Below are 22,721 nucleotides of genomic sequence, written 5' to 3'. Positions count from 1 at the left end.
TCTTCCACGTGCTTTGAAGGGCATGATCGAGCTCCACGCGCAGCGATCAGCGCGACTATTATGCACGCCTTCTGGAACCGTCTATCGCTGATCCAGGACCATCAGGCTAGGTTTGACGCTGAGGCGTATCGGAAATACGTTCGCGCACGGCATGCTCGGTCTTGTCTGCTGTGGACTTCACGATCTCGCCGAGCTGATCGGCTATCGTGTCTGCTTCCATATCTTGCCGTGCAGCTTCCTGCTTGATGGTCTCATAGGCGTCGGCGGCGACCTGCTTGGCCTCATCGAGGCCCCTGTCGAGCAAAGTTTCGGCGGAATCGCGAAGCTTGTCGCCATAGGCGCCTAGTTGCTCGTCCTCCGTTGCGGTATGGGGCAGAATTGCACCTATAGCGGCGCCGATGGCGAGACCGACGGCCGCAACGGCCAAGGGTTGATCCTCCAACAGATCTTGCGCGGAGCGGCTGGCTTTCGCCGCCATGTCCCCAGTCGTCGAGCTTGCATTGGCAGCGCTTCCCGTCAGACCCGCCGCAGCGGCTCTTGCGGTGCTCGATATGGTGTCGCCGACGCTGGCAGCGCTCGAGGAGAGCGATTCCGCGGCGTCGGAGAGCGTGCCGCCCAAGCCGCCGCGCTCCCCTGCTACATCATGTCGTCCCGGCGCTGAAGGCAATGGATAGCCAGCCGAACGGTGGGCGGTGTTTGAGGTACCGCTGCCGAACATCAGCCAGGCCAGACCTGCGCCCACCATGGTGACCGGCAAAGGATTGTCTCGGACCTGCGTTCTGAGATTGCTGAGCATGGCCGCGCTCTCCCCTCCCGAGAACAGCCCGGTGAACTCATCCAGCAATTGTCCAGGCGTCATCTTGCCTCGAATGGATTCGGCGGTCTCCATCACCCGAGCGCGAGCAGCCTCGGCCTCGCGTTCAAGTTCGCCTGCGGATTTCTCGTTCATCTCACCTGCTCCTTAATCGCGCTCGCGTCGCGCTTGAGCTGTCCCTGGGTCCGGTCGGGGGTAAGTTCCGAAGGCGCCATGCTGGCCGTCCCCGTCCGCAGCAGGATGACGCCGAGGACCGCCACGACCACACCGACCAGCAGGGAAGACCACCCCGCGCCAAGCCCTGCCCGCGTCAGTGCGATAATGAGCGCCTGCAGCAACACCAAGAGCGCGGCGAGCAGGCAAATCGCGCCGCCCAGCACTTCCGCGGCACCTGCTCCGGCTTTGGTAAGCTTTTCAGAGAGCTCGGCCCGAAACAGCCTCGCCTCGGTTTGCACCAGAGTGGTGACATTCTGGGCCAAATCGGTGACTAGCCCGGCAAGGCTGGGATTGTCCTGGGTGTTCATCTGTCCTGCTCCGCGTTCTGCGTGGCCCCGTCATCACCGACGAGGCCAAAATCCTGCGAACGATCAGCGGACCAACCCTGGGCCTGATCGGTGTGTGATCCGAGGTCTCCCGGAGCAGCCTGAGATTCGCGCCTTGCCGGTGGAGAAGCCTTGATGAACCGCCCGAGAGCCAATCCGGCTAACACCGATCCCGCAAGCAGGACACCGGGATTTTGGCGGCCGAAGGACTGCACGTCATCAAGGACTTGGCTAAAGGGCTTCTGTTTCAAGGACGATGAAAGCCGCTCAAGGCCACTGGCAGCATCCAAAGCGAACTTCGATGCGTTCCTTTCATCGTTGCTGGCAAGGTGATCGCTGGCCGCTCGCAGTGCACCACCCAACGCCGCCAAGCTCGATCCGATGTCGCGCTGCGCCTCCTCCGCCTTGTCGGAGATGACCTGCGTGGCTTCAGATGCATAGTCGCCAGCCTTACGGGTCACCTCGTCCCGCGCGTCGTGAAGCAACTCGCTGGCACGCTCATTTTCCTGGCGAAGTCTTTCGGAGACGTCGCTTTTCGCCTTGTCGAATTCGGTGGGCTGTCCGCCCTGATCGTTCTCATGCTGCATGAGGCCACCTAGTGAAAACCGAGGAAGGAGAGGACCGCGAGCACGACGACGATAAGGCCGATAAGATAGATTACACTGTTCATGTGCACGTCCTCCGTAGCTTTCCAACTTCGACGAACCTGCGATGTTCCGTAAGTGAGAGCATTTATCTCAGCCGAAACGAAGAGCTTCGTCAGGCACGCACCCAGTCACCAGTGAGTTGCCCTGTCCCTCGTGCGGAGCCCCAGTTGCTCCGTACGAACGGGTGCGCCCGACATGGTTGACGCGATCCCAAAGAAAACCGGAAGAGCGGACTTGGATCGCTTGACCTGGGCAAATATGATCCTGACGCCTTGCAGAGGGACTGGATGGAAATCGGTCGGGTCGAGCGCAAGCTCTCGGCGATCCTTGCGGCTGACCTCGCCGGGTACAGTCAACTGATGGGCGCTGACGAAGAAGGTGCCCTCGAGCGCTTGAACAGCCATCAACGTGACCACCTCGATCCCTGTATTGCCGTCGGCGACATCATCGAACAGGACGGTCACGTCTTGGGCGCGGGGGTCAACATCGCCGCGCGTCTGGAGAGGATCGCCGAGCCTGGCAGGATCTGCGTTTCCGAACGCGTGCAGGAACATGCAGCGGGAAAGATCGGCCTGCGCATCGAGGACTCGTGACGTCCGGCGGAGTGCCCAGAATTTTGCCTGGTATCGTCGCGCCTCATCCATTCGGCCCAGCTGAGCATTTGCCGCGAACATAACAGCCTGAGGGCTGGCCGTTTGGCGACGCCCGCTTTTGGTGAATGGACTGAACCGGGGAACCGACTGTCATGAGGCGCGAAGCCGCCGTTCGCGTCGTGAAAGACATACCTCCACATCGGTGAGATTGTGGAATAGCGGTGACCAACCTGGACTAAGATCTAGGGTCAAAGGGGGCGCTCACGAGCCGCCTAATCGATAGACCGGGATGCCGAGCTTGCGGGCCTTGTCGGCGAGGTTCTCCTGAATGCCGGTGCCGGGAAAGATGATGACGCCGATCGGCATGACCGCCAACATCTGGTCGTTGCGCTTAAAGGGAGCGGCCTTGGCGTGTCTGCTCCAGTCGGGCTTGAAGGCGACCTGCGGCACCTTGCGATGATCGGCCCAGCCGGCGGCGATCTTTTCGGCGCCTTTGCGTGATCCGCCGTGCATCAACACCATGTCGGGGTGCTTGGCACGGATTTGGTCGAGCTTTGCCCAGATCAGCTCGTGATCGGCGGTATCGCCGCCGGAGAAGGCGATCTTGGAGCCAGCGGGCAACATGACGTCGGCTTCCGCGCGCCGCCTGGCCGCGAGGAAGTCGCGGCTATCGATCATTGCGGCGGTGAGATGGTGGTGGTTTACCATCGACCCCGTGCGCGGTCGCCAGGCAGAACCGGTGTACTGATCGTAGTGTTCGGCGGCCTGGTCACGCATCAACTCGAAGGCGTCGCGCCGTTCGATCATGGTCTGGCCCTGGGCGGTGAGTGTCTCGAGTTCAACCGCCTTGATCTCGCTTCCGTCCTGCTCGCGCTGCAGGCGGCGCTGGGCCTGCTCATTGTCGTCCAGTTGCCGCTCGATCCGTTGTACAGCTCGGTGGAAGACATTGGTGACGGACCAGAGCAGGTCATCAAGGTCGGGTTCGAGGCGCGTGTCGGCGAGGGTGCCGATGAGGGCGTCAAAGATGTCGGCCACGGCTCCGGCCACTTGGTCGCCACCGGGGAGCGGTCGCGGATCGGGCTCGTCCGCAAATGGTCGCCAGCCATAGAGCTGGAGTTCGGTGAGGATGTGATCGGTCGCAGAAGCGGCGTGGTGCGGTTCAATGTCGTCGTGCTCGCTCATGGGGATGCTCCCGTCGGTTTGACCGCGACCCTCGCGGCCTTCATGGCGACGAGAGCCCACGGGCGGGTTGGCCCGACACCCCAAGCGAAGCGGAGGGCCGGAGCGCAGCGGAGGATGGCGGCGGCCGGCTATTTTGCATCGCGATGGAAAGGCGTCGCGCCCGATCCCTGCCATTCGCGAGTGGTCGTGCGTCGCCGGAAAATAGTCGGCCGCCGCCATTGCCTGGCCGGCCAGTTCGTGGCCCGATCGCCCTCTCGAAGGCCGGGTCGCGGTTCTCTGCCGGCGGGCTACGCATCCATTGCGCCGCACCGGCACCGTGCGCCGCGCGCTTCCCCTCACGGCTCATGCCGCCTGTGTCAGGTAGCGGATACGATCTTTGCGCATGAGCTGATCCGCAATCGAGGACCGGAAGTCGACAAGTCCGAAATGGCGGAGGTCTTCGTTGAAGTCCTCCGTCACCGGCGACAGCACGATTGCCTCGATTCCGGCGTCCGTAGCGCGCTCTAGCAGGTTGTCTCGGGCACCGTCACCGGCCGGATCGTTGTCGCGGATGACATAGAGCCGGCGCAGGGTCGGCGGGAACAGGATGGCGGCAAGATGGGCTGCCGAGAGTGCCGCAGCCATCGCCATATCGGGCAAGGCGCATCTGAGCGATAGCGTCGTCTCGATGCCTTCGCCTGCCGCCATGACGCTGCCGGGTACGCCGAAGCGGACGGCGTGACCCAGAAGGTCACCCATTGCCCGACGCGGCGTGTCGACCGGTGCCTTGCCGGTGCCATCCGGTGCGAGCCAGGTGCGGTGCGCGCCGGTCAGATGTCCATCCAAGTTGGTAACGGCGGCAATCATTGCCGGCAAGGTCTCGGTCGGTCCATGACCGCCGGGCCGGTAGTAGCAGCGCGGATGGAACCGCAGCGATCCGGTGCCGGACAAAGTCGCAATGCCACGTCCACGCAAATAGGTTTCCACGAGGGTGCCGATAATGGGCTTCGACATGGCGACCAGTCGGCGAGCCGCTTCCGGAGATCCAATGGGGACCTGCGTGATCGGCGCGGCCGGTCGGGGTGGCATGGCATCTGGCATAGCGAGAAACAGGCGCGCCTCATCGGCGACGTCCCGGAAGTTGACCAGTCCGAGGGATTCGCGGATGACGTCGAGCAGGTCGCCATGCTCGCCGGTAGCGGCGTCGGTCCATTTGCCTGGCGGTCCCTTCGGGGATGGCTGCAGACGCACGAACATCGAGCGGCCCGGCGCATTGCGGACGTCGCCGACGCTCCAATAGTTGCCCTGGCGACGGCCATTGGAGAGGTAGTGGCGGCACACCGCCTCGGCATGTTCGGCGAGGCGGTGTGCGAGGTCGGATGCAGCGTGACGCGGAATCATGCAGCCTCCCGCTCACTGACCCGCTCGATTGGGAAGCGGTCGAGCACGCGCTCCAGCACGGCGAGCCCGTTGGCGTCGATCGGCACGAACATCCTGAGCTTCCACGAAATGATCTCGTGGAAGAGACCGTAGGCGGTGAGGCGCTCCCGCATCGTGTCGGTGAAGCCCGACAGTTCGATGCGCCACGCGCCCATGACGCGGCTGCGGCGAAGCTGGAGACCCTCGGCGAGATCAAGGATCGTCCGCCCGTCGATCAGCGCCGCGAGCGCCTGCTCGGGCGATAGCGATGCGACGCCTGTCGCCGTGGCGTTGGCGGCCCAGGCCGGCGTGACAAGGCGACCAATTATGCGCTCGCCCTCGTCGGTCTGAAGTCGAAAAACGCGGGTCGACTCGTTTGGCAGACGCTTCCAGATCGGCAACAACAGGCCCGTCACCATGTGCAGCACGGCATCGGCAAACTCGGGAGTCTCGGCGACCTCCGCATTCCATCCTGCAGCGAAAGCTTCACGGTGGGCCTCGACCCAGCGGGTTTCGCCCATAGCCTTGAGCGGCATGTTCTGGCCTTCCATTGGCCGGATCAGGCGGACCCGCCGCTCGATCTCGCCGTCGTCGAGCATGATGCTGGTGGTTGGGATCTGCACGGCGGCGCGGCCAGATTGCTCGTTGATCAGTAGGATGGCGCGCAAATCGCGAAGGTGATGGAGCGCCGCATCGAGCATGACGGGCCGATTGCGCTTGCGCTGGGTGATCGTCAGCAGCCGCGTTTCGGCGCCGGTGCGCGGATGGGCGTAGATGACCTGCCGGTCGGTGATGACGAAGCTCTCGGCCCGCAGGGTCTCCAGCCCGGTGTCATAGGTGCCCGAGGCGATGGCGCCACCGATCCGAGCGGCCAGAAGCTGCTCGAAGGCGCCGAACAGCACGCCCTGCACTTCGATGGTCAGCGCCAACAGGCGATTGAGGAAGGTGGTGATCGGCGGCAACTCGTCCTTGATGCCGTTGTTGTCCATCAGCTTGAGACCGGTCGCCGCCTCGAAACGCTGGAGTGTGCAGCCCTCGACCTTGCCGCGTACGATCAGGAGATAGAGCTGCCGCAAGGCATCGCCGGCATAGTGGCTTTCAAGATTGTCCTCTGGCCGGAACAGCCCTTGGCCACCGGTCTGGCGCTGGCCGCGCGTGATTGCGCCCAACGTGTCGAGACGGCGGGCGATCGTCGAGAGGAAGCGCTTTTCCGCCTTCACATTGGTCGAGATCGGCCGGAACAGCGGCGGCTGCGCCTGATTGGTCCGATGCGTGCGGCCCAGGCCCTGGATGGCGGTGTCGGCCTTCCACCCGGCTTCGAGCAGATAATGCACACGCAGCCGCGTGTTCCGTGCCAAGAGTTCGGCATGGTAGGAACGACCCGTCCCGCCGGCGTCGGAAAACACCAGAACGCGCTTCTGATCGTCCATGAAGGACTGCGCCTCGGCCAGATTTGCCGACCCTGCTCGGTGCTCGACGACCAGGCGGTCGCGCTTGCGCACGATGCGGCGCGAGCGGCCAGTGACTTCGGCGACGAGGTCCGCGCCGAAATGTTGGACGATCTGGTCGAGCGCACCGGGGACAGGCGTCAAGCTGGCGAGTTTCGCGATCAGCTCGTCGCGCCGGGCGACCGCCTCGCGGCTCTCGACCGGCTGGCCATCGCGGTAGACCGGGCGCGACGACAGATTGCCCTCCGAATCCGTGAAGGGCTCGTAGAGCTGCACCGGGAAGGAATGAGCGAGGTAGTCGAGGACGTATTCGCGCGGCGTGATGTCGACGCGAACATCGTTCCATTCCTCGGTCGGCAACTCGGCCAGCCGCCGCTCCATGAGCGCCTCACCCGTCGAGACGATCTGGACAACGGCCGCATGGCCCTCCCCCAGATCGCCGGTGATGGATTTGATCAGGGTCGGTGTCTTCATGCTGGTCAACAAATGGCCGAAGAAGCGCTGCTTGGCGCTTTCAAAGGCGCTGCGCGCGGTCGACTTGGCCTGGGCATTGAGCGTGCCGGTGCTGCCGGTGATGTTGGCCGCCTGCATCGCAGCATCGAGATTGTTGTGGATGACGCCGAAGGCCCCAGCGTACGCGTCATAGATGCGGACCTGTTCGGGCGTCAGCTCATGCTCGAGCAGTTCGTATTCGACACCGTTGAAAGAGAGCGAGCGGGCGGTATAGAGGCCAAGTGCCCTGAGGTCGCGTGCCAGTACTTCCATCGCCGCCACGCCGCCAGCCTCGATCGCCTCGACGAACTCGGCGCGGGTCGAGAATGGAAAATGCTCGCCGCCCCAGAGGCCGAGCCGCTGGGCATAGGCGAGATTGTGCACGGTGGTGGCGCCAGTCGCCGACACATAGACGATGCGGGCATTCGGCAGGGCGTGCTGTAGCCTCAGGCCGGCACGGCCTTGCTGGGAGGGAGCGGCGTCGCCGCGTTCGCTCTTGCCGCCACCGGCATTTTGCATGGCGTGCGCCTCGTCGAAGATGATGACCCCATCGAAATCCGGACCCAACCATTCGACGATCTGCTTGACCCGCGAAAGCCTCTCGCCGCGATCGTCGGACCGCAGCGTGGCATAGGTGGTGAACAGGATGCCGTCGGCCAGCGTGATCGGCCTGCCCTGCGGGAAGCGGGAGAGCGGGGTGACCAGCAAGCGCTCCATGCCGAGCGCGGACCAGTCGCGCTGCGCATCCTCGATGAGCTTGTCTGACTTGGAGATCCAGACGGCCTTGCGACGGCCCTGCATCCAATTGTCTAGGATTACGGCGGCGGACTCGCGGCCCTTGCCTACACCGGTACCGTCGCCGATCATGAAGCCTTGCCGGAAGCGCACGGCCCGCGCCGCGTCATCTGCCGCCGCGCTAATTACGTCAAAGGTATCGTCGAGCGTCCAGGCGCCGGCGAGATACTCGGCGTGAGCATCGCCCGCATAGATGACGGTCTCGAGCTGCGCGTCCGAGAGCAGGTCAAGGACGTTCTTCGGCAGGCGCGGCCGATAACTCGGCTTGGGCGGCGCGACCGAGGCCATGGCCGCCGATTGCACGAGTTGGGTGGGGTGCGGCTGCGCGCCGGGAATGCGGATCGCCTGAAGCGCGTAGTCCTCGTAGATGGCGTCGCTGATGTGGCCGCCCTCGGCGGCCTTCCAGTCGAGCACCTCATAGGCGAGCTCAACGGCATCGGGATCAGTGAGCGGTGGCCGCGGTGTTATTCTTGCCGTGGGACCAAGATAGCCGCGCACTGTGCGGGGTGCGGCCGACGACGATGTGGGAGTTGCACCTGCGGGTATGGTGACCGGCAGCCGTGCCGGCACATGCTCGCCGACCCATGCGATCAGCGTCGCGGCATCCGGGGCAACGCCCTGATCTGCCGGGAACACGTCCGGATCGTCCGCCGGCACCCGGTCGATGACGGTGAGGCGTGTCGGAAAGGTCGTGCCATGCTTGGCATAGGCCGAGCCGTCGATGGCGGCGGAGAAGACGATGCGGCCACGTTCCTGCAGGCGAGTAAAGGCGGCGGTCCAGGCCGGGTGGTCGGGCGCGAAGTTCGCACCGGTAATCGTCACCAGCCGCCCGCCGGGCGCAAGGCGCGCCAGGGCCGAGGCGATGTGCCGCCAGGCCGCGTCGCCCATGCGGCCCTCGACGTTGGCCATGACCGAAAAGGGCGGGTTCATCAGCACCACGCTGGGCACGGCGCCGGGATAGAGATGGTCGTCGATCTGGGCGGCGTCGAAGCGGCTGGCGCAGACGGCCGGAAAGAGGCCGGAGAGAAGTGCCGCGCGGGTTTCGGCAAGCTCGTTGAGAATGAGCGAGGCGCCGGCTATCTCGGCCAGGATGGCGAGCAGCCCGGTGCCGGCGGAAGGCTCCAGCACACGGTCGGCCGGCGTGATGGCAGCGGCCGTTGCGGCGACCATGCCGAGCGGAATCGGCGTCGAGAACTGCTGGAAGGTCTGTGCTTCTTCGGATCGGCGGGTATGCGTCGGCATGAGCCGGGCGATCTTCGACAATGCTGACAGCCGGAGAGCCGGAGACGCGGCCTTGCGGAACAACGCCTTTCCGTACTTGCGCAGGAAAAGGACCGTCGCAGCCTCGCAGGCATCGTAGGCCTGCTTCCAGTCCCAGGCGCCGGCGGCGTCGGAGGCGCCGAATGCGGCTTCCATCGCCGCGCGCAGCTTTGGCGCGTCGATGCTGTCGCCGCGCTCGAGATGGGGAAGCAGAAGGCCGGCGGCGGCGAAGATAGCGCCGGCTGCACCGGTTTGAGAGAGCGGGAGCGGCGCGGCTGCGGGAACTGCCACAGCGGGCGAGATCATGTACATGGTGTGAACCTCGGGAGAGCGGGGACAGGATCGAGCCGCGCGGCGCTCTCTCTGGACCGTGCGGATTCAAAACCATCCCGGCTCGCCTCTCCCTCTCTGGCCTCCACCGAAGCCAAAATGAAACAAGCGGCCCCGCCATGAGGTGGAGCGCTTGCCGGTATCAACCGATCTCGATCATATTCCGCCGTCAGGCCCCGACTTCTGTAGGAAACCATTGGCGCTGTCGGGATCGGGCGGCAGGTAGGCATCATAGGGATTGCCGTCGGCAAGATGAGCGAACGGCGTGAACTCGTAGTGAAGAAGAAAGGGCCGAGCGACCCGCGCCACTCCGCCGACGGTGCTATCCGGCGGCGACCGCGTGTGCGGCAGTCTCATGGGTGGCCGAGCCGGCCTCGTCATCACCGGCCAGGAATTCGGGGAGGTCAGCTTCCTCGCCCACATTCGGCCAGGCGGCGTCATTGCCGCGAAGGCGGAGCGGTTCGGGTAGCCAGCCACTATCGGCCAGGAGGCGCTCGGCCTCTTTGGCCATGTCGGCCTTCTTGAGATGGTCGATAAGCTGGGCGGCCTGGTCGCCGGCGCCTTCGCGCACGGCTTCGAGAATGCGGGACTTGGTGACGCGACCGAGATAGTTATCCACCGTCGGCCGCCAGCCGGCATCTACCATGTCAAGCCCGGTGGCACGGGACAACCGATCGGCTTCACGCCGGCGCTGATCGAGTCCATGCTGGGAAACGCCGCTGCCGTAGGGATTGGGTCGTTCGAACAAGGCGTTGATCCCATAGCTGACGCAATGCGCCAGCAGCGTCTGCCGGCTTGCTTCATCGAGTCCGTCGAGCCACGCCCATAGGGCCTCGTCGTCATCCAGTGGAATGTCGCTCTTCCATGCCTCATGGCGCTCATGGACGGCCTTGGCCGCAGGGCTGTCCTTGAGACCGACGTCCTGCCACGGCAAGTGGACATGTCGGACGAAGGCCTCGACGCAGCCGATGGCGGAACGCTGACCGAAGGTGTCGAGGACGAGCCGGTGCAAGAGCGCCGTGATGGCCACATGCTGGTTCTCGGCCACTGCATTGCGCAGCGCCAACGTGCGATGGGCAGTAAGTTCGATGACCAGGCGCTCGGGTAGCGGCTTGATGGTGTCGCCGTCATCCTCCTCAGGCTCGGACGCCTGCGCGCCGATGGTGATAATGGCGCGGGCCGAAGGATTGTGTCTGCTGTCTTCGTTCTCGGTGGCGCAACCTGGCTCGGCCGAGTGGCCGTCGACCGCCTGCATCGCTTCGTCCTCGGGGCGCACATGGCCCCGATCGACGACGAGATCGCCATCACGATCGATGCTGATGAACACACCGGCGCGGGCGATCTCGGCCCCATCGTAGTGCATCGGCCGGCTCTCGAAGGCCTCAAGCGCGGTCTCGATGTGACCGAGGCGCTGATCGACATCGTCGGGGAGTTCGTCGGATTCGCCATACTCGGCTTCCAGCCGGTCGTACTCCGCCCGCAGGGCTTCGCGTTCCGCCCGCTCCGCGTCGGTCAGACCGACGGGGGTGCCAGCGATTGCCCGCAGACCGTGATTGTACCCGTAGGGCAGATCGGCATCGACCACGATCCACTTCCAGCCCTCCGCCGCGATCTCGTCGGCGATCGACTTCAGCCTATCGCCGACCAAGCGGTCGAGCAGAGCGGGGTCCTGCAGCCAGCCGCCATTGTCGGCCTCGAACAGGTCGCGCAGCACCACGCCGCCGGCAGCGACATACGCGTCGACACCGACGAACAGCGCCCGGCGATCGCTTGCCCGCACAGTGGTCTCCGTCAGCAGGCGCCGGATCTGCTGCGGCTCCTTCGACCAGGAGTTTTCGAGCGCCTCCCAGACCTGCTCCTGACGGGCGTGATCGTCGGTCACGGTGAACGCCATGAGCTGCTCGAGCTTCATGCCATCCTGCTCGTAAATCTCCTGCAGCTTGGCCGAAACCCTGGCCAGCCTGAGGCGCTGCTGCACGAATGTTGCGGAGACGAAGAAGCGTGCGGCAATCTCCTCATGGCTCGCGCCCTGGTCATGAAGTGTCTGGAAGGCGCGAAACATGTCGAGCGGATGTAAATCTTCGCGCTGAAAATTCTCGGCCAGCGAGTCCTCCTCGATCGGGACCGCGCTGTGGGCGTCGCTTATGACGCAGGGAACTGGCTCGGTCTTGCTCATGCGCTTCTGCTTGACCAGCAGTTCCAGCGCGCGATAGCGGCGCCCGCCAGCCGGCACCTCAAACATGCCGGTCTCGTTGCCCTCGCCGTCCAACACTGGCCGGACGTTGAGGCTCTGGAGCAGGCCGCGCCGGGCGATCGACGCGGCGAGGTCCTCTATGGTTTCCCCGCGCTTGATGCGCCGGACATTGGACTGGCTCAGCATCAGCTTGTTGAAGGGGATGTCACGTGAAGCGTTGAGGGTGATCTTCTGCTTGGGCGTAGCCATGTGGACTATCTCCGCGACGGGCGGCCGAAACTCTCTCGTCCTCCAAACCCGTCAAAAAAGACGGGCGCAGCCCTCTCACTCTGAGGACTGAGCCGCACCGAAGATCCAGAGGTGGGGACAGGGCCGCAGACACGACTGCGCATCTGCGGCTTGCGGATTACAAGCTGAGATCTCACTCGCCGTCTCGGCCAGATTGGCCGGCATGGTCGAGTTGCGTTCGGCGTCGCGAAGGTTTCCGCCCCGGCGGACCGCCTCTGCCCAGACGGAAATCGGCAGGTCGGTGCCAAAGAGCATGTCCCGCTCGATGCCGATGCCGAAAGGCAGCCGGATCGACGTCATCTCGAGCGCGGTTGCGAGCCAATTCCTTCGCCGAGTTGATTTGAAGAGCTTCACCACCCGTACGTGTTCGGCGTCGCGATCGCGGCTATTGGCGAGCAGGCACGCGCAGTTCCTCGGTGAGAACGATCATGCCGCCCTCTTCTCGATTTCGACCTCATCGACGCTGGCGGGCCCTGCCCTGGTTCCGTTGTCGGGTTGCGGAAGGAAGGCGAGCAACCAGTCGGCTGCCTTGCTGGCTTGGGAGGCGGCACGCACGATGGCTCGGTTGTCTTCGCGCAGGACGTCGAGCCAGGAGGCCAGGTAATCGGCGTGGCGCACGGTCGGCGCAATACCTCGCGAGGCGCAGCAGAAGGCTGCGTTCATTTCGGCGACCAGTTCCTCGAAAGCATATCGCTTTGTGCCGAAGGCGCAGCCGAGGTCACGGCCGACGCGGGAGGGATGGCCGGTCGCATGGCCAAGCTCGTGCAGGGCGGTGCGGTGCCAGTCAATGGTCTCGAAATACGCCTGCGGAGGCGGCACCTGCACGTAGTCGTGCGCCGGCACATAATAGGCGCTATTGCCGCCGATGCGGAAATCGATCCCTGTCGCCTTGATCAGTGCCTCGACGGCCGGTTCGATCAGTCCGGGCTCTGGTGCGGGCGGAAACACCGCCAGATCGTCGGGCAGATTTTCGCATTGCGCGACGTTGAAGACGGTGAAGCGCTTCAGAAACTGTATGGCCCGTGCTGCCTCGCCGGTCTCCCGCGCGCGTTTCTTCTCGTCGTCAGGGATGAAGCGGTCAGAATAGACGACGGTGGTCCCGTGTTCGCCCTTGCGGACATGGCCGCCCAGCGATAGCGCCTGGCGGAAAGTCAGCCAGCCCTGGACGGGAAAGCCATGCTCGACGACCGCACCCCACAGGATCAGCACGTTGATCCCCGAATAGGCACGGCCAGAGGCGGCATTGGCCGGCATGGCGAGGGGTGCTTGCGCCGCCGCCGTGCCCCAGGGCACCCAGGGAAAGCGCCCAGCCTCCAGCTCGGCGATGATCTTGTTGGTGATGTCATCATAGAGGCTTGCCCGGTCGGCGCCGGCGCGAGCGTAATGTCTGGACATCGGGTTTCTCCGCGACGGGCGCCGGAGGCCTCTCCTCCAGCTCTCAACCCGTCACGGCAAACCGGTCCGTACTCTCGCTCTAGAGGCTAGCCCAGGCCTCGAAGGGGGACGCTCCCGGACTTGGGGCAAAGGCGGTCCGCGCCAATCAGTAGTGTCGCTGACCTATGGTTATTGCTGCCGGACTGCGTGCCGAATGCGGTCGGTAAGCGTTTGTGCGACGTCGAAATAACCTTCCCAGGCTTCGCGCAACTGAGCCCGCGCGGCGGCGGCGAAGACATCGAAGCCGTTGGCGTTTTTCGCAGGTGGGCAACTCATCCCAGCTGACAGGCACCGCGCACGACGCCCCCGCGCGTGCCCGAGTCGACCAGGGGCAGATTGCAGTGGAGCCCTGGCCGTTGCGCAGGTAATCGAGAAACATTCGGCCCTTGCGCTTCGCCTTGCTCATATTGGCGACGAAGCGCGACGGATCTGTACGGGCCAGCAGTTCGGCGAAGTCCTGGCAGAAGCTCTTGACCTCGTCCCAGTCTGCCTCCGGGAGGAGCAGGACGACCACATGAACGCCCTTGCCGCCGGACAGCAACGGCCACGACTGCAATCCAAGCGCTTCCAGAATGCTCCGAATGTCGAGGGCTGCCTGCTTGACGGCAGCAAAGCCCAAGCCCTGTCGGGGTCGATGTCGAAGATCATGCGGTGCGGCAGATCCGGCTGCTGGCGACGGCTTCCCCAGATGTGGAATTCGAGCACGTCTGGACGCCCGCGATCAGCCCAGCCAAGTCATCGACCACGAGATGCGGCTTTCCTTACCGGACACCTTCTCCAAGTGGCCATCATGGATGGCCCTGGGCACGCCTGGCAGGTTGTGCTTCTGAAAGAAGGTCTGCTGCAGGTCGCCGTGAGTATCGCGCACCAGCGACAGCGGCCGATCCTGAATGTGCGGCAGCATCTTCTCGGCGACCACTGCGTAGTAGGCGGCGAGCGTGGATTTGGTCACCTTGGTGCCTGGATACATGACCTTGTCCGGATGCGTCAGCTTGACGCCGACAGCAGCGGCGATCTCGTTGCCGGATCGAGATTGGCCGAGTCTCTGGGCCGTTTGCGCCTTTTGTTGAGAGTGCCGTCTACTCGGACATGAGGAACTCGGATACATGTCAATACGCTGCCTGGGATTCGGTTCCATCCCCAAGCACCGCGCCGGCGACCGTCGGCGCTCAAGGAAGAACGGCGCATAAGCCGCAGTCCTGCGCGCGGCCGCAACAGCGGACAATTGTCACGCGCAGGACGGAGGAAATTCGCCCCCCGCCGCGGGCGGTGAACAGGACAGCCGTAGGAGCGTCAGCATAGCGCCGGCCGCAGGACGCGACGCGGGACCGACTGTCCCCGTCCGCGGTGGTCCGCATGTTTTGGTTCGAAGCCCACCGGCTGAGATCGCGCAGTTCAGTTCTCGACAGTCCGACCGCTGATCCGCGATGATGCAAACAGGATTGAACCACACCAGAGCCGAGTTTGGCTGCAAGAAATCGATTTGGTCTTGCACCCTTTCGGCTTCTTCCTCAATTGCGTTGCAGCTTGTGAATTCCAAGCCTGACAGGCCCTCCCCTGTCACAACTCGTGCAGAAAGCGCTCGCTCGACCGAACTGAGAATGCGGCTTTTCCATTGCGCTCGATGAGGCGTTTTGCCGTTGCATGGTGCGAACATGATCTGCAACAAGCTCGCAACACATGCCACTCGCGAAATGTCGAGCGCCCATACAGGCCACCGTGAACGCTGCCAGGCGCTCTCAAGCGTCAACGCCGGTTGCTGTTTAGCTGGCGACGTCCCTTGGCACGCTTTCGGTCGGAGAAAAGCGAATATCCGCCGTCCTCCCGAAATCTGCAGCGACGCATGAGCCCCGGGCTTGACCCATTGCGTCGCCGAGATTTATTCCCTTGGGCGCCGGCATGGTGTGCCCCAGGAACCTCTTCCACAGTCGCTAGCCAATAGCGGGGCTCGAATTGATGCGGCTGAGCCCACAAATTGGTCGATCGCGCGGCCAATCGAAAGCCATGAAGAGAGGTGGAAACCCTGTAGTGCCGAAGTATCACGTTGAGGGGATGGATGGTGCTACGCAGACGGCCATACGGACAGTCAACGCCCATGTGGGCCGGTAAGCATCCGAATGCACTCTGCGCGCAAGTGAACCCCTTGCGCTAACGCTTCGACGCGCCATCAAAGCATTGACCATGTTGGGGGGCGATCGCACCGCTGATGGCCAGCGAAGGCCAACAAGTGGTCCGGCTACCCTTGGAGCCAATCCGCATTTCTGGCGATTTTTCCCTGGAGCAATCAGTGCATTGACATGAACTCGGCCGTTTTATTGTTCCTTGCTGAGTGCAGGTAATCGTGCCGGAACTCAGCAAGAAAGGCCAGTCCTTCCCAATCATGGATGGTCAATTGGCCATTCACAAGTGATGTAAGGTGCTTCTCCCGAAGAGACTTGAGCGTGCGGTTGATGTGGACTGCCGACAGCCCTGTCGCCTCGCCAAGGTCAGCTTGAGTCACACCAAAAGCGCAGGTTTGATCGGACGCAAGTCCGGCATCTTCCATACGTAGCATGATTTCACAGAGAAGGTGGGCCACTCGGCCAAGCGCTTGGCGCTTCCCGACATTGACCACCCATTCGCGAAAAATCGATGCATCAACCAGTGTCGTTCGCCAAAGATTTGCCGCCAGCCTGGGGTGGCGTTCGCAGAGCAGCCGGATAGCCGAGTGATCTATGAAGCCAACACTGCAAGCGCTCACCGTTCGAACGTCGCTATCCAACAGATCGAGGTGCAGGCTCAACAGATCGGGCATGTCGCCAGGCACATGATAAGCAGTGACCTGACGCTTCCCGTCTCCTGTTACCTTCGAGGTGCTGGCTAAGCCAGCCAGGACCATTATGCACCGGGACGGCTGGTCGCCTTCCCGGACCAAGTTCTGGTTTGCGCCAATCGCAACGATCCTTATTCTTACCGCGTCGAGAGCTTGACGCTCACCTGACGTGAGGGTGAAGGCACGATGGAACTTGGCGGTTAAGGGGCTTTGATAAAGCATGTCGGCTCTCCGTTTGGGCGGGAGCGCTATGGTCTCTCAGTCACCCGCGGCCAGCAGAACGCGAATGATGCCCGACCTTATATCATAAACACCGGACCGACTTAACCTGTGATAAGTCTGGCACTGCTTCCGATGGTCCTTTCCCCATCGGCAAACACAGGCTCAACAGGATTGGTGCTTACGAGGGAAGCGGCCCATCATCGGGCCTCGAGTTGCGCAGCTGCGGCAGCAGCTATAATAGATCGTTCTCAAATTCGAGGACTCACACCATGACCGACGCCCCCGACCACGCCGCTGAACTGGTAGAACTCACGGCGGATGTGGTATCCGCGTACGTCAGCAACAATCCCGTGCCGGTCGCGGGCTTGGCGGACCTGATAGCCTCAGTGCACGGGTCGCTGTCTGGGATTGGCCATCGCGTGGCTGCCGCGACCGAAGAACCAGTGCCTGCGGTAAATCCAAAAAGGTCAGTATTTCCCGATTACATCATCTGTCTTGAAGATGGTAAGCGGTTCAAAACCCTTCGGCGACATCTGCGCGTGGATTTCGGTCTCACTCCTGACGCGTATCGAACGAAGTGGAACTTGCCATCCACTTATCCGATGGTCGCTCCCAACTATGCGGCCTCACGGTCTGCCATGGCGAAGTCGATCGGTCTGGGTAGGAAGGCACCGCAGCCCACGGCAACTGCAACGGGCAAGGCAAGGCCGACGGCTAAGGCTAAAGCGTAGCTTCCGCGATCACACCATTACCACCGCGGCACCAATCGGCGATGTATGCATCGCGGCGGACCTGTCCGCTCTTGGCCGGTGCCCACCCAGGTTCCCCAACCCATGGCGCCGGCCATTTGTGGCCCACACCTCAGCTTCGTATTGCTGCCCAATCTTTTCTTGTTGTAGGCCGCTTACGACGTTAATCTCCGCTTGGCCTGATTGCTGGGAGGCAACGCCATGGCTGACATAATTCCAATTCGCAAAGCACGCCCTTGTGTCGAAGTTGGCAAACCCTGTGGCGAGTGGTTTGTCCGCGTGATCGAGGAAGACCAGGAACTCACCCGATCATTCAAGCTCGAATCCTATGCCGTGGCCTTTGCAGAAGGCCAAAGGTCGCGTCTGCATCTCAACACGTTTTCGCGGCTGTAGAGCAAGCCTATGCAGAGGTCCGCAGGGTTACTGGCGAATTTGGGCGATAGCATCGAAGCCATCGCCGGCCACATTGCGACCATGGAAACGCGACAACTGCACCAATAGCTCAAGTCGTTGCCATCGAGATCGGAAATCGCCAGCGCGGAAATGGTGATGGGCATCCTCGTCTATCGAGAGGTTGAACTGCGCCGCCGGCGGGGGACGGGCGGCAACGTGCTGCCCTTCCCCGGTCTCGGGACTCCACCTATCCAGCACTAGGCAGCGACGCCGGACCTGTAAGAGGCCATCGGATAGCGCATCCCTGTCGGTGATTGTTCACGTTCTTGAGCAGCACTTCATGCGGATCCTGCACGGCCTGGTGATTGTCGCAGATCGGCGACAATCGGGCCGACGATTGCCTTGTGCAGCCGTTCCGCCTCGATCTTGAAGCGGGCGAGCTGTTCCTGCGAAACGTGTTGTGAGGGGTTTTCGTCTTGACCATGGTAGCGAACTCCGTTGAGGGGATCGCCGCAAACGGTTCTTGCACAAAAAGGCCCGTCGCGGTGAGCGACAGGCTATTATGACATCAGGGGATTAGAACTTGTAGGCGATGCCGAAGCGAACCTCGTTGGTCTTCAGATCAACCTCGGCATTGACCAGACCACCAAAGGATTCTGTACCGAAGTCGGTATAGCGATACTCGCCTCGCAGCAGCAGATTGTCGGTCATGGCATAATCCAAGCCCACGCCTATCGTCCATCCTGTGAATGTATCTCCGAACGAAGGTCCGCCTCCATTATTACTTATGTCGACATCGCCAAACGCAACGCCACCCGCAATATAAGGAAGAAAGCGATCAACGGCATATCCTAGGCGCAGTCTTGCCGCCGCACTCCAGTTGAGTTCTTCGGTGGCGATGCCGCCCGGGATCGGGATACCAGGAGCGCTGAAGACTTGGCCGCTGCCATCAACATTCGCATATACGACGTCCAGCTCCGCGCCAATCACAATGTTATTGGACATCTGATAGTTGTAACCGGCGTAGACGCCACCAAGGAACCCGTCGGGATCTGTGTCGACAAAGCCCGGCCCACCGATTTCGTCTATGTTGCCATTCCCCCAAGCATAGCCTGCCTGTAGGCCGACATACCCACCCGTCCAGCTAAAGACCGGCGCGGCTTCTGCAACGATGGCATCGGCAGCATACGCCGACGAAGCCAGCAGAGACAACGACAGACCAAGAAGCAGCTTCTTCATAGGTGATCTCCTGTAACTAACCTTTTTGGTAGCAGAGCGCGCCGATTGATGCAGTTGTTTTTCTGCCACAGTTGGCCGAATTCAAATCGGCCGCCCGCACTTACATGAGAACCTTATGCCAACTCGCTGGTGCGATCGGATCGCCCCTCGCCACAGTGGGCAACTGCTCGGCCACCCAAACTGTCCGGAACCTTCAGGCCGGGAACACTCATTCCGGTATCCCAGAATTAACATCGAGGAGGGTACGATAAAGGCTGTCGACCTCCTTGTCGTCGAACGGCTCGGTCAGCTCGCTTTCCGCAATCCCCTCAGCCTCCGCGTCGGCGATTAGGCGCTTTGCGAGCTGCTCGATCTCCGCTCGCTCTTTCGGCGCACCGGCGTCGGATAGATCGTGTTTTTTTATCCATTGGTTCAAAAATAGGACGGCCGGCTTGCTCATTCGGAAACACCTGGGGCAAAGTGCACGACGGCATCGACCAGCGTCCGATATAGGCTATCAACCTCTTCGTCGATCTCTTCGCACTCGATCGTCAAGGCTTTAGCGTCGGCATACAATTTGTGTATGTACTCACTTACCGAAACGGCGTCGGTTTTAGCCGTTTCGGGGAAATTGTTGCCGATCCAGCGATCGAGAAAGTTGACGCCGCGTGTGCTCATGAAGCCTAAGCTCGATCCAGCGCTTAGGTTCCAGCAGGGCGCTCGACGGCAGCTTCGTCGACCTCGGCTTCCATTTCGTCGTTGACAGTCTTGGTCTTGCCGAAGGCGGCCACCGGCTCACCGTCAAAGCCCTGCAGCCACGCGTCGGCATGCTCTCCCCAGTAGGCTGGCACCGCACGTCTCCTTGCCATCCTTGCTCGCTTGGGCGTACATCCAGGCGTAGGTGGCGCGCTCCTGATCTTTCCTAGCCACGGCCATCTGTGTCATTCTCTCGGAAGTCCTGCAGTGAGGCGTGGCGCAGGTCATCCTCGCCGCGCAGGTGCTTTACGCGGCCGATCAGCCCCGGCTTGACCCATTGCGTCGCAGGCCGCTTCATGACGCCCTTGGACGCCGTGCCTGGGTGGTCTTGGACGCGTTTCCATAGCCTCTCGCGCATTTCCCGGTTCAAGGTGACGAACGCGCTGCCGACATAGCGCCCTGTGCCCCGCTCGGCCATGAGAGCGAAAGCCGGCTTGCCCGCTTCACGCTCGACGCCGAGCAGATCGAACTCGTCGATCGCATAGCACTTGGCCTTCAGCCAGTTGGCTGACGGACCGCTGCGGTATTTGCTGTCCTTCCGCTTCGACACCATGCCTTCAAGTCCGGCTTGGTCGAGCAAGTGGAGGATCGCCTTGGCTTCGCCGGGCAGAGGCTCGCTGAACTGAATACGCCGCCCGGGCTTGATCATGCTGGCCAGGATCTCGCGCCGCTCCTCAAGCGCCATGTCGCGCAGATCGTGCCCATTGAGGTGCAATAGATCGAAGGCGACGAAATAGAGGTCTTGCTGTCGGCGGGTGATCGCTTTGCGCAGATCGCCGAAGTCCGAAAGGCCAGCTTCGTTCAAGACGATGATCTCACCGTCGACAATCGCGCTTTCGGCACCAAGACTCTTTGCCTCCCCCACCAGGTCGCGATATTTCGCAGTCCAGTCGTGGCCGTTGCGCGTATAAATGCGTGTGCCGTCTTCATCGATGATCATCTGCGATCGGTAGCCGTCGAACTTGACCTCGTGGGTCCAGCCTTCACCCTCGGGAGGGTTCTCCACAAGGGTCGGCATCAACGGCTCGATGAACTTCAAACGCATGCACTGATCCGCCCTCCGGCGATTCAATAAGATTGAGCTAAAAATAGTTCCGAAACCGGAAATCAGCCTCTTGGGTGCAACAAACACGTCAACTCGGCGTTGCGGGATGAGCGAAGGAGGAATCGATATGGCCGACGACAAGAGCAAGCGGGACTTTCGCGATCGGGACCGGGTCTCGGCCGATGAGGATTATGAAGTCGAGTATTTCGCAGCCAAGGCCGGGATCACCCCGCAGCAGGTCAAGGAATTGATCGCGAAGCACGGCAACCAACGCGAAACGCTGGAGCGAGAAGCGAAGGCTCTGCGGAAATAATGACCAGGCTATCGGATCTCGGCAGACCAATAATTGGGCACCGACATGAAGGCCCGCCCGCGAGCGAACTCGCGCATTTCCTCCCTTGCCCTGTTTGCGGGCAACAGATCGATATGCGCGATTTTCGCCAGGTCGCTTATCATGCCGATCCGGATCACGATCAGCCTCTCGAACTAGACGCTTAGGAACACAAGTGCCGAAATACCACGTTGAGGAAATGGATGGCGATACCGTGACGGCTACCCACATCGTGCACGCGACAACGCCGATCAGGGCGGCGCGGGAAGCGACGGAGCGCGACGTCACCCTGCGCACCAGCGAACCCATTTGGATCAGGGTTGCCGACGAGAAGCGCGGGCACGTCTTCGAATACTGTTTCAGCCTGTAGCTGGCGATCCAACCCGGCTGAGTTTGGATGGCATACCATGCCGTCGACTTCGATACGCAAGTTCGACTATGACCCGAACACCAGGGTTCTCTCGGTTTGGTTTGTAGCGAGCGGGAAGCATTACGAGTTTTTGGACGTGCCTGCTGAGGCCGTTGCCGCGTTCAAAGCTGCCTTTGCCAAGGGCGTCTATTTTAACAGCCACATCCGCAATCGTTATGCATTCCGGCTCGCGGCAGGGAGGGCAGCAGCCGCATCGGGCGATTGACAGAATTTCAGATTCGAGGCGGCCCGCGCCATCGCAGGGGAGCAACTGTGCGAATTGACCAGGTTCCGAGGGCAAACGAAAAGCCGGCCGGGCCAGCGGGCGCGTATTATACTAAGCTAGGTGCTGGGCCTATTTGCCCATCATCATCGCAGTTTTGCAGAAGTTTTCATGGACCTGTCGGACAGGTCTGCCACGACGCGTGACCCACGGCGACGGGTCGGCAAACAGCGCACTCCTGCGCATCCACTGGGCTTACGAAGTCGGTCGGCTGCTCTGCGATCATAGTGCCTTGTCGGAGAACCGCGCTGAGCTCCGCGCAGTCACCGGTCCTGCAATACGGCCGGATCTATGATCAAAGCGCTGAGCAGGAGCCATTCGGGGTCTACGCCTGCCGCCCGGTATTTATTGTCACAAAAAGGGGAACAACGGCAGCTCGGCCGTGTTGGGAGCACAACATGCATTTCGTCAAAGTGCTTTTGGCTGCGATCGCCATCGGTCTCATCAGCCCGGGGGCAATGGCTCAGACCGCGACGACGTCCCCGCAGGAATTTGTCAAAGCAGCTGCGAGTTCAGACATGTTCGAGATCCAGTCGAGTGAGTTGGCGCTGCGGAAATCGAAGACATCACGAGTGAAGGAATTCGCTCGCATGATGATCAAGGACCACACGAATTCTTCCAAGCGGCTCATTGCGGCGGCAAAGAAGGACGACGTCGCAGTGGCACCGGAGATGACAAGCAAGCATGCTGCCCAATTGGAAGCATTGAGCAACGACAGCAGCGGGGCGTTCGATAACGCCTACGTCGACGCCCAGGTTGCAGCGCACCAGGAAGCCCTGACGCTGATGACCTCCTATGCGGAAAACGGTCAGGAAAAACATCTGGCGGCCCATGCGAAAAAGACCGCGCCGGCTCATCCGGCAGCATTTCAAACATGCCCAGCAACTGAGCAAGAGCGGTTCTCAGGGCTGAGTGGATCTGGCCACGACGTTGGTTCTTCGCGGCGCTGTGGAGTCTGTGCCAACCCTCTGGCACTGCCTCCGCCCCCAGGGACGCTGCAACCTTCAAGCGGTCGTCGATGCAGGCTCTAAAGGGTGCGTCGCTCAGGTAGTCCGGCGTGCAAGCACCAGCGTCGTCGAATTTGCC

General features: G+C 62.2%; 22 protein-coding genes and 2 pseudogenes. 7 read left to right on the top strand and 17 right to left on the bottom strand.

The window, feature by feature from the left end:
* Positions 1-106 precede the first annotated feature (106 nt).
* The 3 genes from NKK52_RS07795 to NKK52_RS07785 are packed head-to-tail and all read right to left on the bottom strand — an operon-like array spanning position 107 to position 1,943.
* A complete protein-coding gene (locus NKK52_RS07795) occupies positions 107-949 on the bottom strand; it encodes a hypothetical protein (protein WP_352628622.1) in 843 nt (280 codons plus the stop codon).
* The gene (locus NKK52_RS07790; protein ID WP_023702904.1) at positions 946-1,338 is read right to left on the bottom strand and encodes a phage holin family protein; all 393 of its coding nucleotides are present in this window, start codon (positions 1,336-1,338) and stop codon (positions 946-948) included. The genes NKK52_RS07795 and NKK52_RS07790 overlap by 4 nt, the downstream gene beginning before the upstream one ends.
* Positions 1,335-1,943, bottom strand: a complete 609-nt coding sequence (locus NKK52_RS07785; RefSeq protein ID WP_023702905.1) for a hypothetical protein — start codon at positions 1,941-1,943, stop codon at positions 1,335-1,337. The genes NKK52_RS07790 and NKK52_RS07785 overlap by 4 nt, the downstream gene beginning before the upstream one ends.
* Positions 1,944-2,290: 347 nt before the next feature.
* On the opposite strand from NKK52_RS07785, the gene NKK52_RS07780 reads away from it, so the two are divergent.
* Positions 2,291-2,596, top strand: coding sequence for a nucleotidyl cyclase domain-containing protein (locus NKK52_RS07780; RefSeq protein WP_031214161.1), 306 nt, complete (start codon positions 2,291-2,293; stop codon positions 2,594-2,596).
* A 261-nt stretch (positions 2,597-2,857) separates the two neighbouring features.
* Here the strand turns inward: NKK52_RS07780 and NKK52_RS07775 are convergent, their stop codons facing one another.
* The 9 genes and pseudogenes from NKK52_RS07775 to NKK52_RS07735 all read right to left on the bottom strand — a co-directional run bounded on the left by NKK52_RS07775 (position 2,858) and on the right by NKK52_RS07735 (position 16,451).
* On the bottom strand, positions 2,858-3,778 hold the full coding sequence (locus NKK52_RS07775) for a DUF2493 domain-containing protein (RefSeq protein ID WP_023673137.1): 921 nt from the start codon (positions 3,776-3,778) through the stop codon (positions 2,858-2,860).
* A 342-nt stretch (positions 3,779-4,120) separates the two neighbouring features.
* A complete protein-coding gene (locus tag NKK52_RS07770; protein ID WP_023686042.1) occupies positions 4,121-5,158 on the bottom strand; it encodes a DUF7146 domain-containing protein in 1,038 nt (345 codons plus the stop codon).
* On the bottom strand, positions 5,155-9,483 hold the full coding sequence (locus NKK52_RS07765) for a strawberry notch family protein (protein WP_023686041.1): 4,329 nt from the start codon (positions 9,481-9,483) through the stop codon (positions 5,155-5,157). The genes NKK52_RS07770 and NKK52_RS07765 overlap by 4 nt, the downstream gene beginning before the upstream one ends.
* Positions 9,484-9,657: 174 nt before the next feature.
* Positions 9,658-9,777 (bottom strand): annotated as a pseudogene (locus NKK52_RS32215) (DUF6117 family protein); the annotation flags it as partial.
* Between the two features lie 46 nt (positions 9,778-9,823).
* Positions 9,824-11,944: a ParB/RepB/Spo0J family partition protein gene (locus tag NKK52_RS07755; RefSeq protein WP_023686040.1), complete on the bottom strand. Its 2,121-nt coding sequence runs from the start codon at positions 11,942-11,944 to the stop codon at positions 9,824-9,826.
* A 75-nt stretch (positions 11,945-12,019) separates the two neighbouring features.
* On the bottom strand, positions 12,020-12,340 hold the full coding sequence (locus NKK52_RS32210; protein ID WP_460221719.1) for a DUF2958 domain-containing protein: 321 nt from the start codon (positions 12,338-12,340) through the stop codon (positions 12,020-12,022).
* A 69-nt stretch (positions 12,341-12,409) separates the two neighbouring features.
* Complete coding sequence (locus NKK52_RS07745; protein WP_023686038.1) at positions 12,410-13,378, bottom strand: ArdC family protein; 969 nt, start codon at positions 13,376-13,378, stop codon at positions 12,410-12,412.
* Positions 13,379-13,523: 145 nt separating this feature from the next.
* Positions 13,524-14,321, bottom strand: a pseudogene (ligD, locus tag NKK52_RS07740) (non-homologous end-joining DNA ligase LigD).
* A gap of 1,380 nt (positions 14,322-15,701) precedes the next feature.
* Positions 15,702-16,451, bottom strand: a complete 750-nt coding sequence (locus tag NKK52_RS07735; protein ID WP_023686036.1) for a Crp/Fnr family transcriptional regulator — start codon at positions 16,449-16,451, stop codon at positions 15,702-15,704.
* A gap of 269 nt (positions 16,452-16,720) precedes the next feature.
* Here NKK52_RS07735 and NKK52_RS07730 point away from each other — a divergent pair, with 269 nt between their 5' ends.
* Both NKK52_RS07730 and NKK52_RS07725 read left to right on the top strand, forming a co-directional pair.
* A complete protein-coding gene (locus NKK52_RS07730) occupies positions 16,721-17,182 on the top strand; it encodes a Ros/MucR family transcriptional regulator (RefSeq protein ID WP_023673144.1) in 462 nt (153 codons plus the stop codon).
* 219 nt (positions 17,183-17,401) lie between these two features.
* Complete coding sequence (locus NKK52_RS07725; RefSeq protein WP_023673145.1) at positions 17,402-17,593, top strand: hypothetical protein; 192 nt, start codon at positions 17,402-17,404, stop codon at positions 17,591-17,593.
* A 576-nt stretch (positions 17,594-18,169) separates the two neighbouring features.
* Here the strand turns inward: NKK52_RS07725 and NKK52_RS07720 are convergent.
* From NKK52_RS07720 to NKK52_RS07700, 5 genes are all read right to left on the bottom strand, one after another.
* The gene (locus tag NKK52_RS07720) at positions 18,170-18,832 is read right to left on the bottom strand and encodes an outer membrane protein (RefSeq protein WP_023686034.1); all 663 of its coding nucleotides are present in this window, start codon (positions 18,830-18,832) and stop codon (positions 18,170-18,172) included.
* Positions 18,833-19,040: 208 nt separating this feature from the next.
* A complete protein-coding gene (locus tag NKK52_RS07715) occupies positions 19,041-19,271 on the bottom strand; it encodes a DUF768 domain-containing protein (protein WP_023686033.1) in 231 nt (76 codons plus the stop codon).
* Positions 19,268-19,489 carry a DUF768 domain-containing protein gene (locus NKK52_RS07710; protein WP_023686032.1) on the bottom strand — a complete coding sequence of 74 codons (222 nt, stop codon included), beginning with the start codon at positions 19,487-19,489 and terminating at the stop codon, positions 19,268-19,270. The genes NKK52_RS07715 and NKK52_RS07710 overlap by 4 nt, the downstream gene beginning before the upstream one ends.
* A 23-nt stretch (positions 19,490-19,512) precedes the next feature.
* Positions 19,513-19,662: a hypothetical protein gene (locus tag NKK52_RS07705; RefSeq protein WP_023673151.1), complete on the bottom strand. Its 150-nt coding sequence runs from the start codon at positions 19,660-19,662 to the stop codon at positions 19,513-19,515.
* A gap of 71 nt (positions 19,663-19,733) precedes the next feature.
* Positions 19,734-20,612, bottom strand: coding sequence for an ATP-dependent DNA ligase (locus NKK52_RS07700; protein WP_352630480.1), 879 nt, complete (start codon positions 20,610-20,612; stop codon positions 19,734-19,736).
* A gap of 127 nt (positions 20,613-20,739) precedes the next feature.
* On the opposite strand from NKK52_RS07700, the gene NKK52_RS07695 reads away from it, so the two are divergent.
* From NKK52_RS07695 to NKK52_RS07680, 4 genes are all read left to right on the top strand, one after another.
* Complete coding sequence (locus NKK52_RS07695) at positions 20,740-20,925, top strand: DUF3606 domain-containing protein (RefSeq protein ID WP_023700484.1); 186 nt, start codon at positions 20,740-20,742, stop codon at positions 20,923-20,925.
* A gap of 193 nt (positions 20,926-21,118) precedes the next feature.
* Positions 21,119-21,313 carry a hypothetical protein gene (locus tag NKK52_RS07690; protein WP_023673158.1) on the top strand — a complete coding sequence of 65 codons (195 nt, stop codon included), beginning with the start codon at positions 21,119-21,121 and terminating at the stop codon, positions 21,311-21,313.
* 37 nt (positions 21,314-21,350) lie between these two features.
* Positions 21,351-21,578, top strand: a complete 228-nt coding sequence (locus NKK52_RS07685; protein WP_023673160.1) for a KTSC domain-containing protein — start codon at positions 21,351-21,353, stop codon at positions 21,576-21,578.
* Between the two features lie 455 nt (positions 21,579-22,033).
* Complete coding sequence (locus tag NKK52_RS07680) at positions 22,034-22,666, top strand: DUF4142 domain-containing protein (RefSeq protein ID WP_023673161.1); 633 nt, start codon at positions 22,034-22,036, stop codon at positions 22,664-22,666.
* The last annotated feature ends 55 nt before the right edge of the window (positions 22,667-22,721 follow it).

Origin of the sequence: Mesorhizobium sp. C277A (genome assembly GCF_040324395.1) — a bacterium.
GTDB lineage: Bacteria > Pseudomonadota > Alphaproteobacteria > Rhizobiales > Rhizobiaceae > Mesorhizobium.
This window is presented reverse-complemented; position numbering and strand designations above follow the sequence as displayed.

Bases quoted from the DNA above. Each gene is read 5' to 3' on its own strand.
- NKK52_RS07745 (WP_023686038.1), bottom strand. From the start codon at position 13,378: ATGTCCAGACATTACGCTCGCGCCGGCGCCGACCGGGCAAGCCTCTAT.
- NKK52_RS07765 (WP_023686041.1), bottom strand. From the start codon at position 9,483: ATGTACATGATCTCGCCCGCTGTGGCAGTTCCCGCAGCCGCGCCGCTC.
- NKK52_RS07715 (WP_023686033.1), bottom strand. From the start codon at position 19,271: ATGAGCAAGCCGGCCGTCCTATTTTTGAACCAATGGATAAAAAAACAC.
- NKK52_RS07790 (WP_023702904.1), bottom strand. From the start codon at position 1,338: ATGAACACCCAGGACAATCCCAGCCTTGCCGGGCTAGTCACCGATTTG.
- NKK52_RS07725 (WP_023673145.1), top strand. From the start codon at position 17,402: ATGGCTGACATAATTCCAATTCGCAAAGCACGCCCTTGTGTCGAAGTT.
- NKK52_RS07695 (WP_023700484.1), top strand. From the start codon at position 20,740: ATGGCCGACGACAAGAGCAAGCGGGACTTTCGCGATCGGGACCGGGTC.
- NKK52_RS07795 (WP_352628622.1), bottom strand. From the start codon at position 949: ATGAACGAGAAATCCGCAGGCGAACTTGAACGCGAGGCCGAGGCTGCT.
- NKK52_RS07780 (WP_031214161.1), top strand. From the start codon at position 2,291: ATGGAAATCGGTCGGGTCGAGCGCAAGCTCTCGGCGATCCTTGCGGCT.
- NKK52_RS07710 (WP_023686032.1), bottom strand. From the start codon at position 19,489: ATGAGCACACGCGGCGTCAACTTTCTCGATCGCTGGATCGGCAACAAT.
- NKK52_RS07730 (WP_023673144.1), top strand. From the start codon at position 16,721: ATGACCGACGCCCCCGACCACGCCGCTGAACTGGTAGAACTCACGGCG.
- NKK52_RS07720 (WP_023686034.1), bottom strand. From the start codon at position 18,832: ATGAAGAAGCTGCTTCTTGGTCTGTCGTTGTCTCTGCTGGCTTCGTCG.
- NKK52_RS07685 (WP_023673160.1), top strand. From the start codon at position 21,351: ATGCCGTCGACTTCGATACGCAAGTTCGACTATGACCCGAACACCAGG.
- NKK52_RS07775 (WP_023673137.1), bottom strand. From the start codon at position 3,778: ATGAGCGAGCACGACGACATTGAACCGCACCACGCCGCTTCTGCGACC.
- NKK52_RS07755 (WP_023686040.1), bottom strand. From the start codon at position 11,944: ATGGCTACGCCCAAGCAGAAGATCACCCTCAACGCTTCACGTGACATC.
- NKK52_RS07785 (WP_023702905.1), bottom strand. From the start codon at position 1,943: ATGCAGCATGAGAACGATCAGGGCGGACAGCCCACCGAATTCGACAAG.
- NKK52_RS07770 (WP_023686042.1), bottom strand. From the start codon at position 5,158: ATGATTCCGCGTCACGCTGCATCCGACCTCGCACACCGCCTCGCCGAA.
- NKK52_RS07700 (WP_352630480.1), bottom strand. From the start codon at position 20,612: ATGCGTTTGAAGTTCATCGAGCCGTTGATGCCGACCCTTGTGGAGAAC.
- NKK52_RS07680 (WP_023673161.1), top strand. From the start codon at position 22,034: ATGCATTTCGTCAAAGTGCTTTTGGCTGCGATCGCCATCGGTCTCATC.
- NKK52_RS07735 (WP_023686036.1), bottom strand. From the start codon at position 16,451: ATGCTTTATCAAAGCCCCTTAACCGCCAAGTTCCATCGTGCCTTCACC.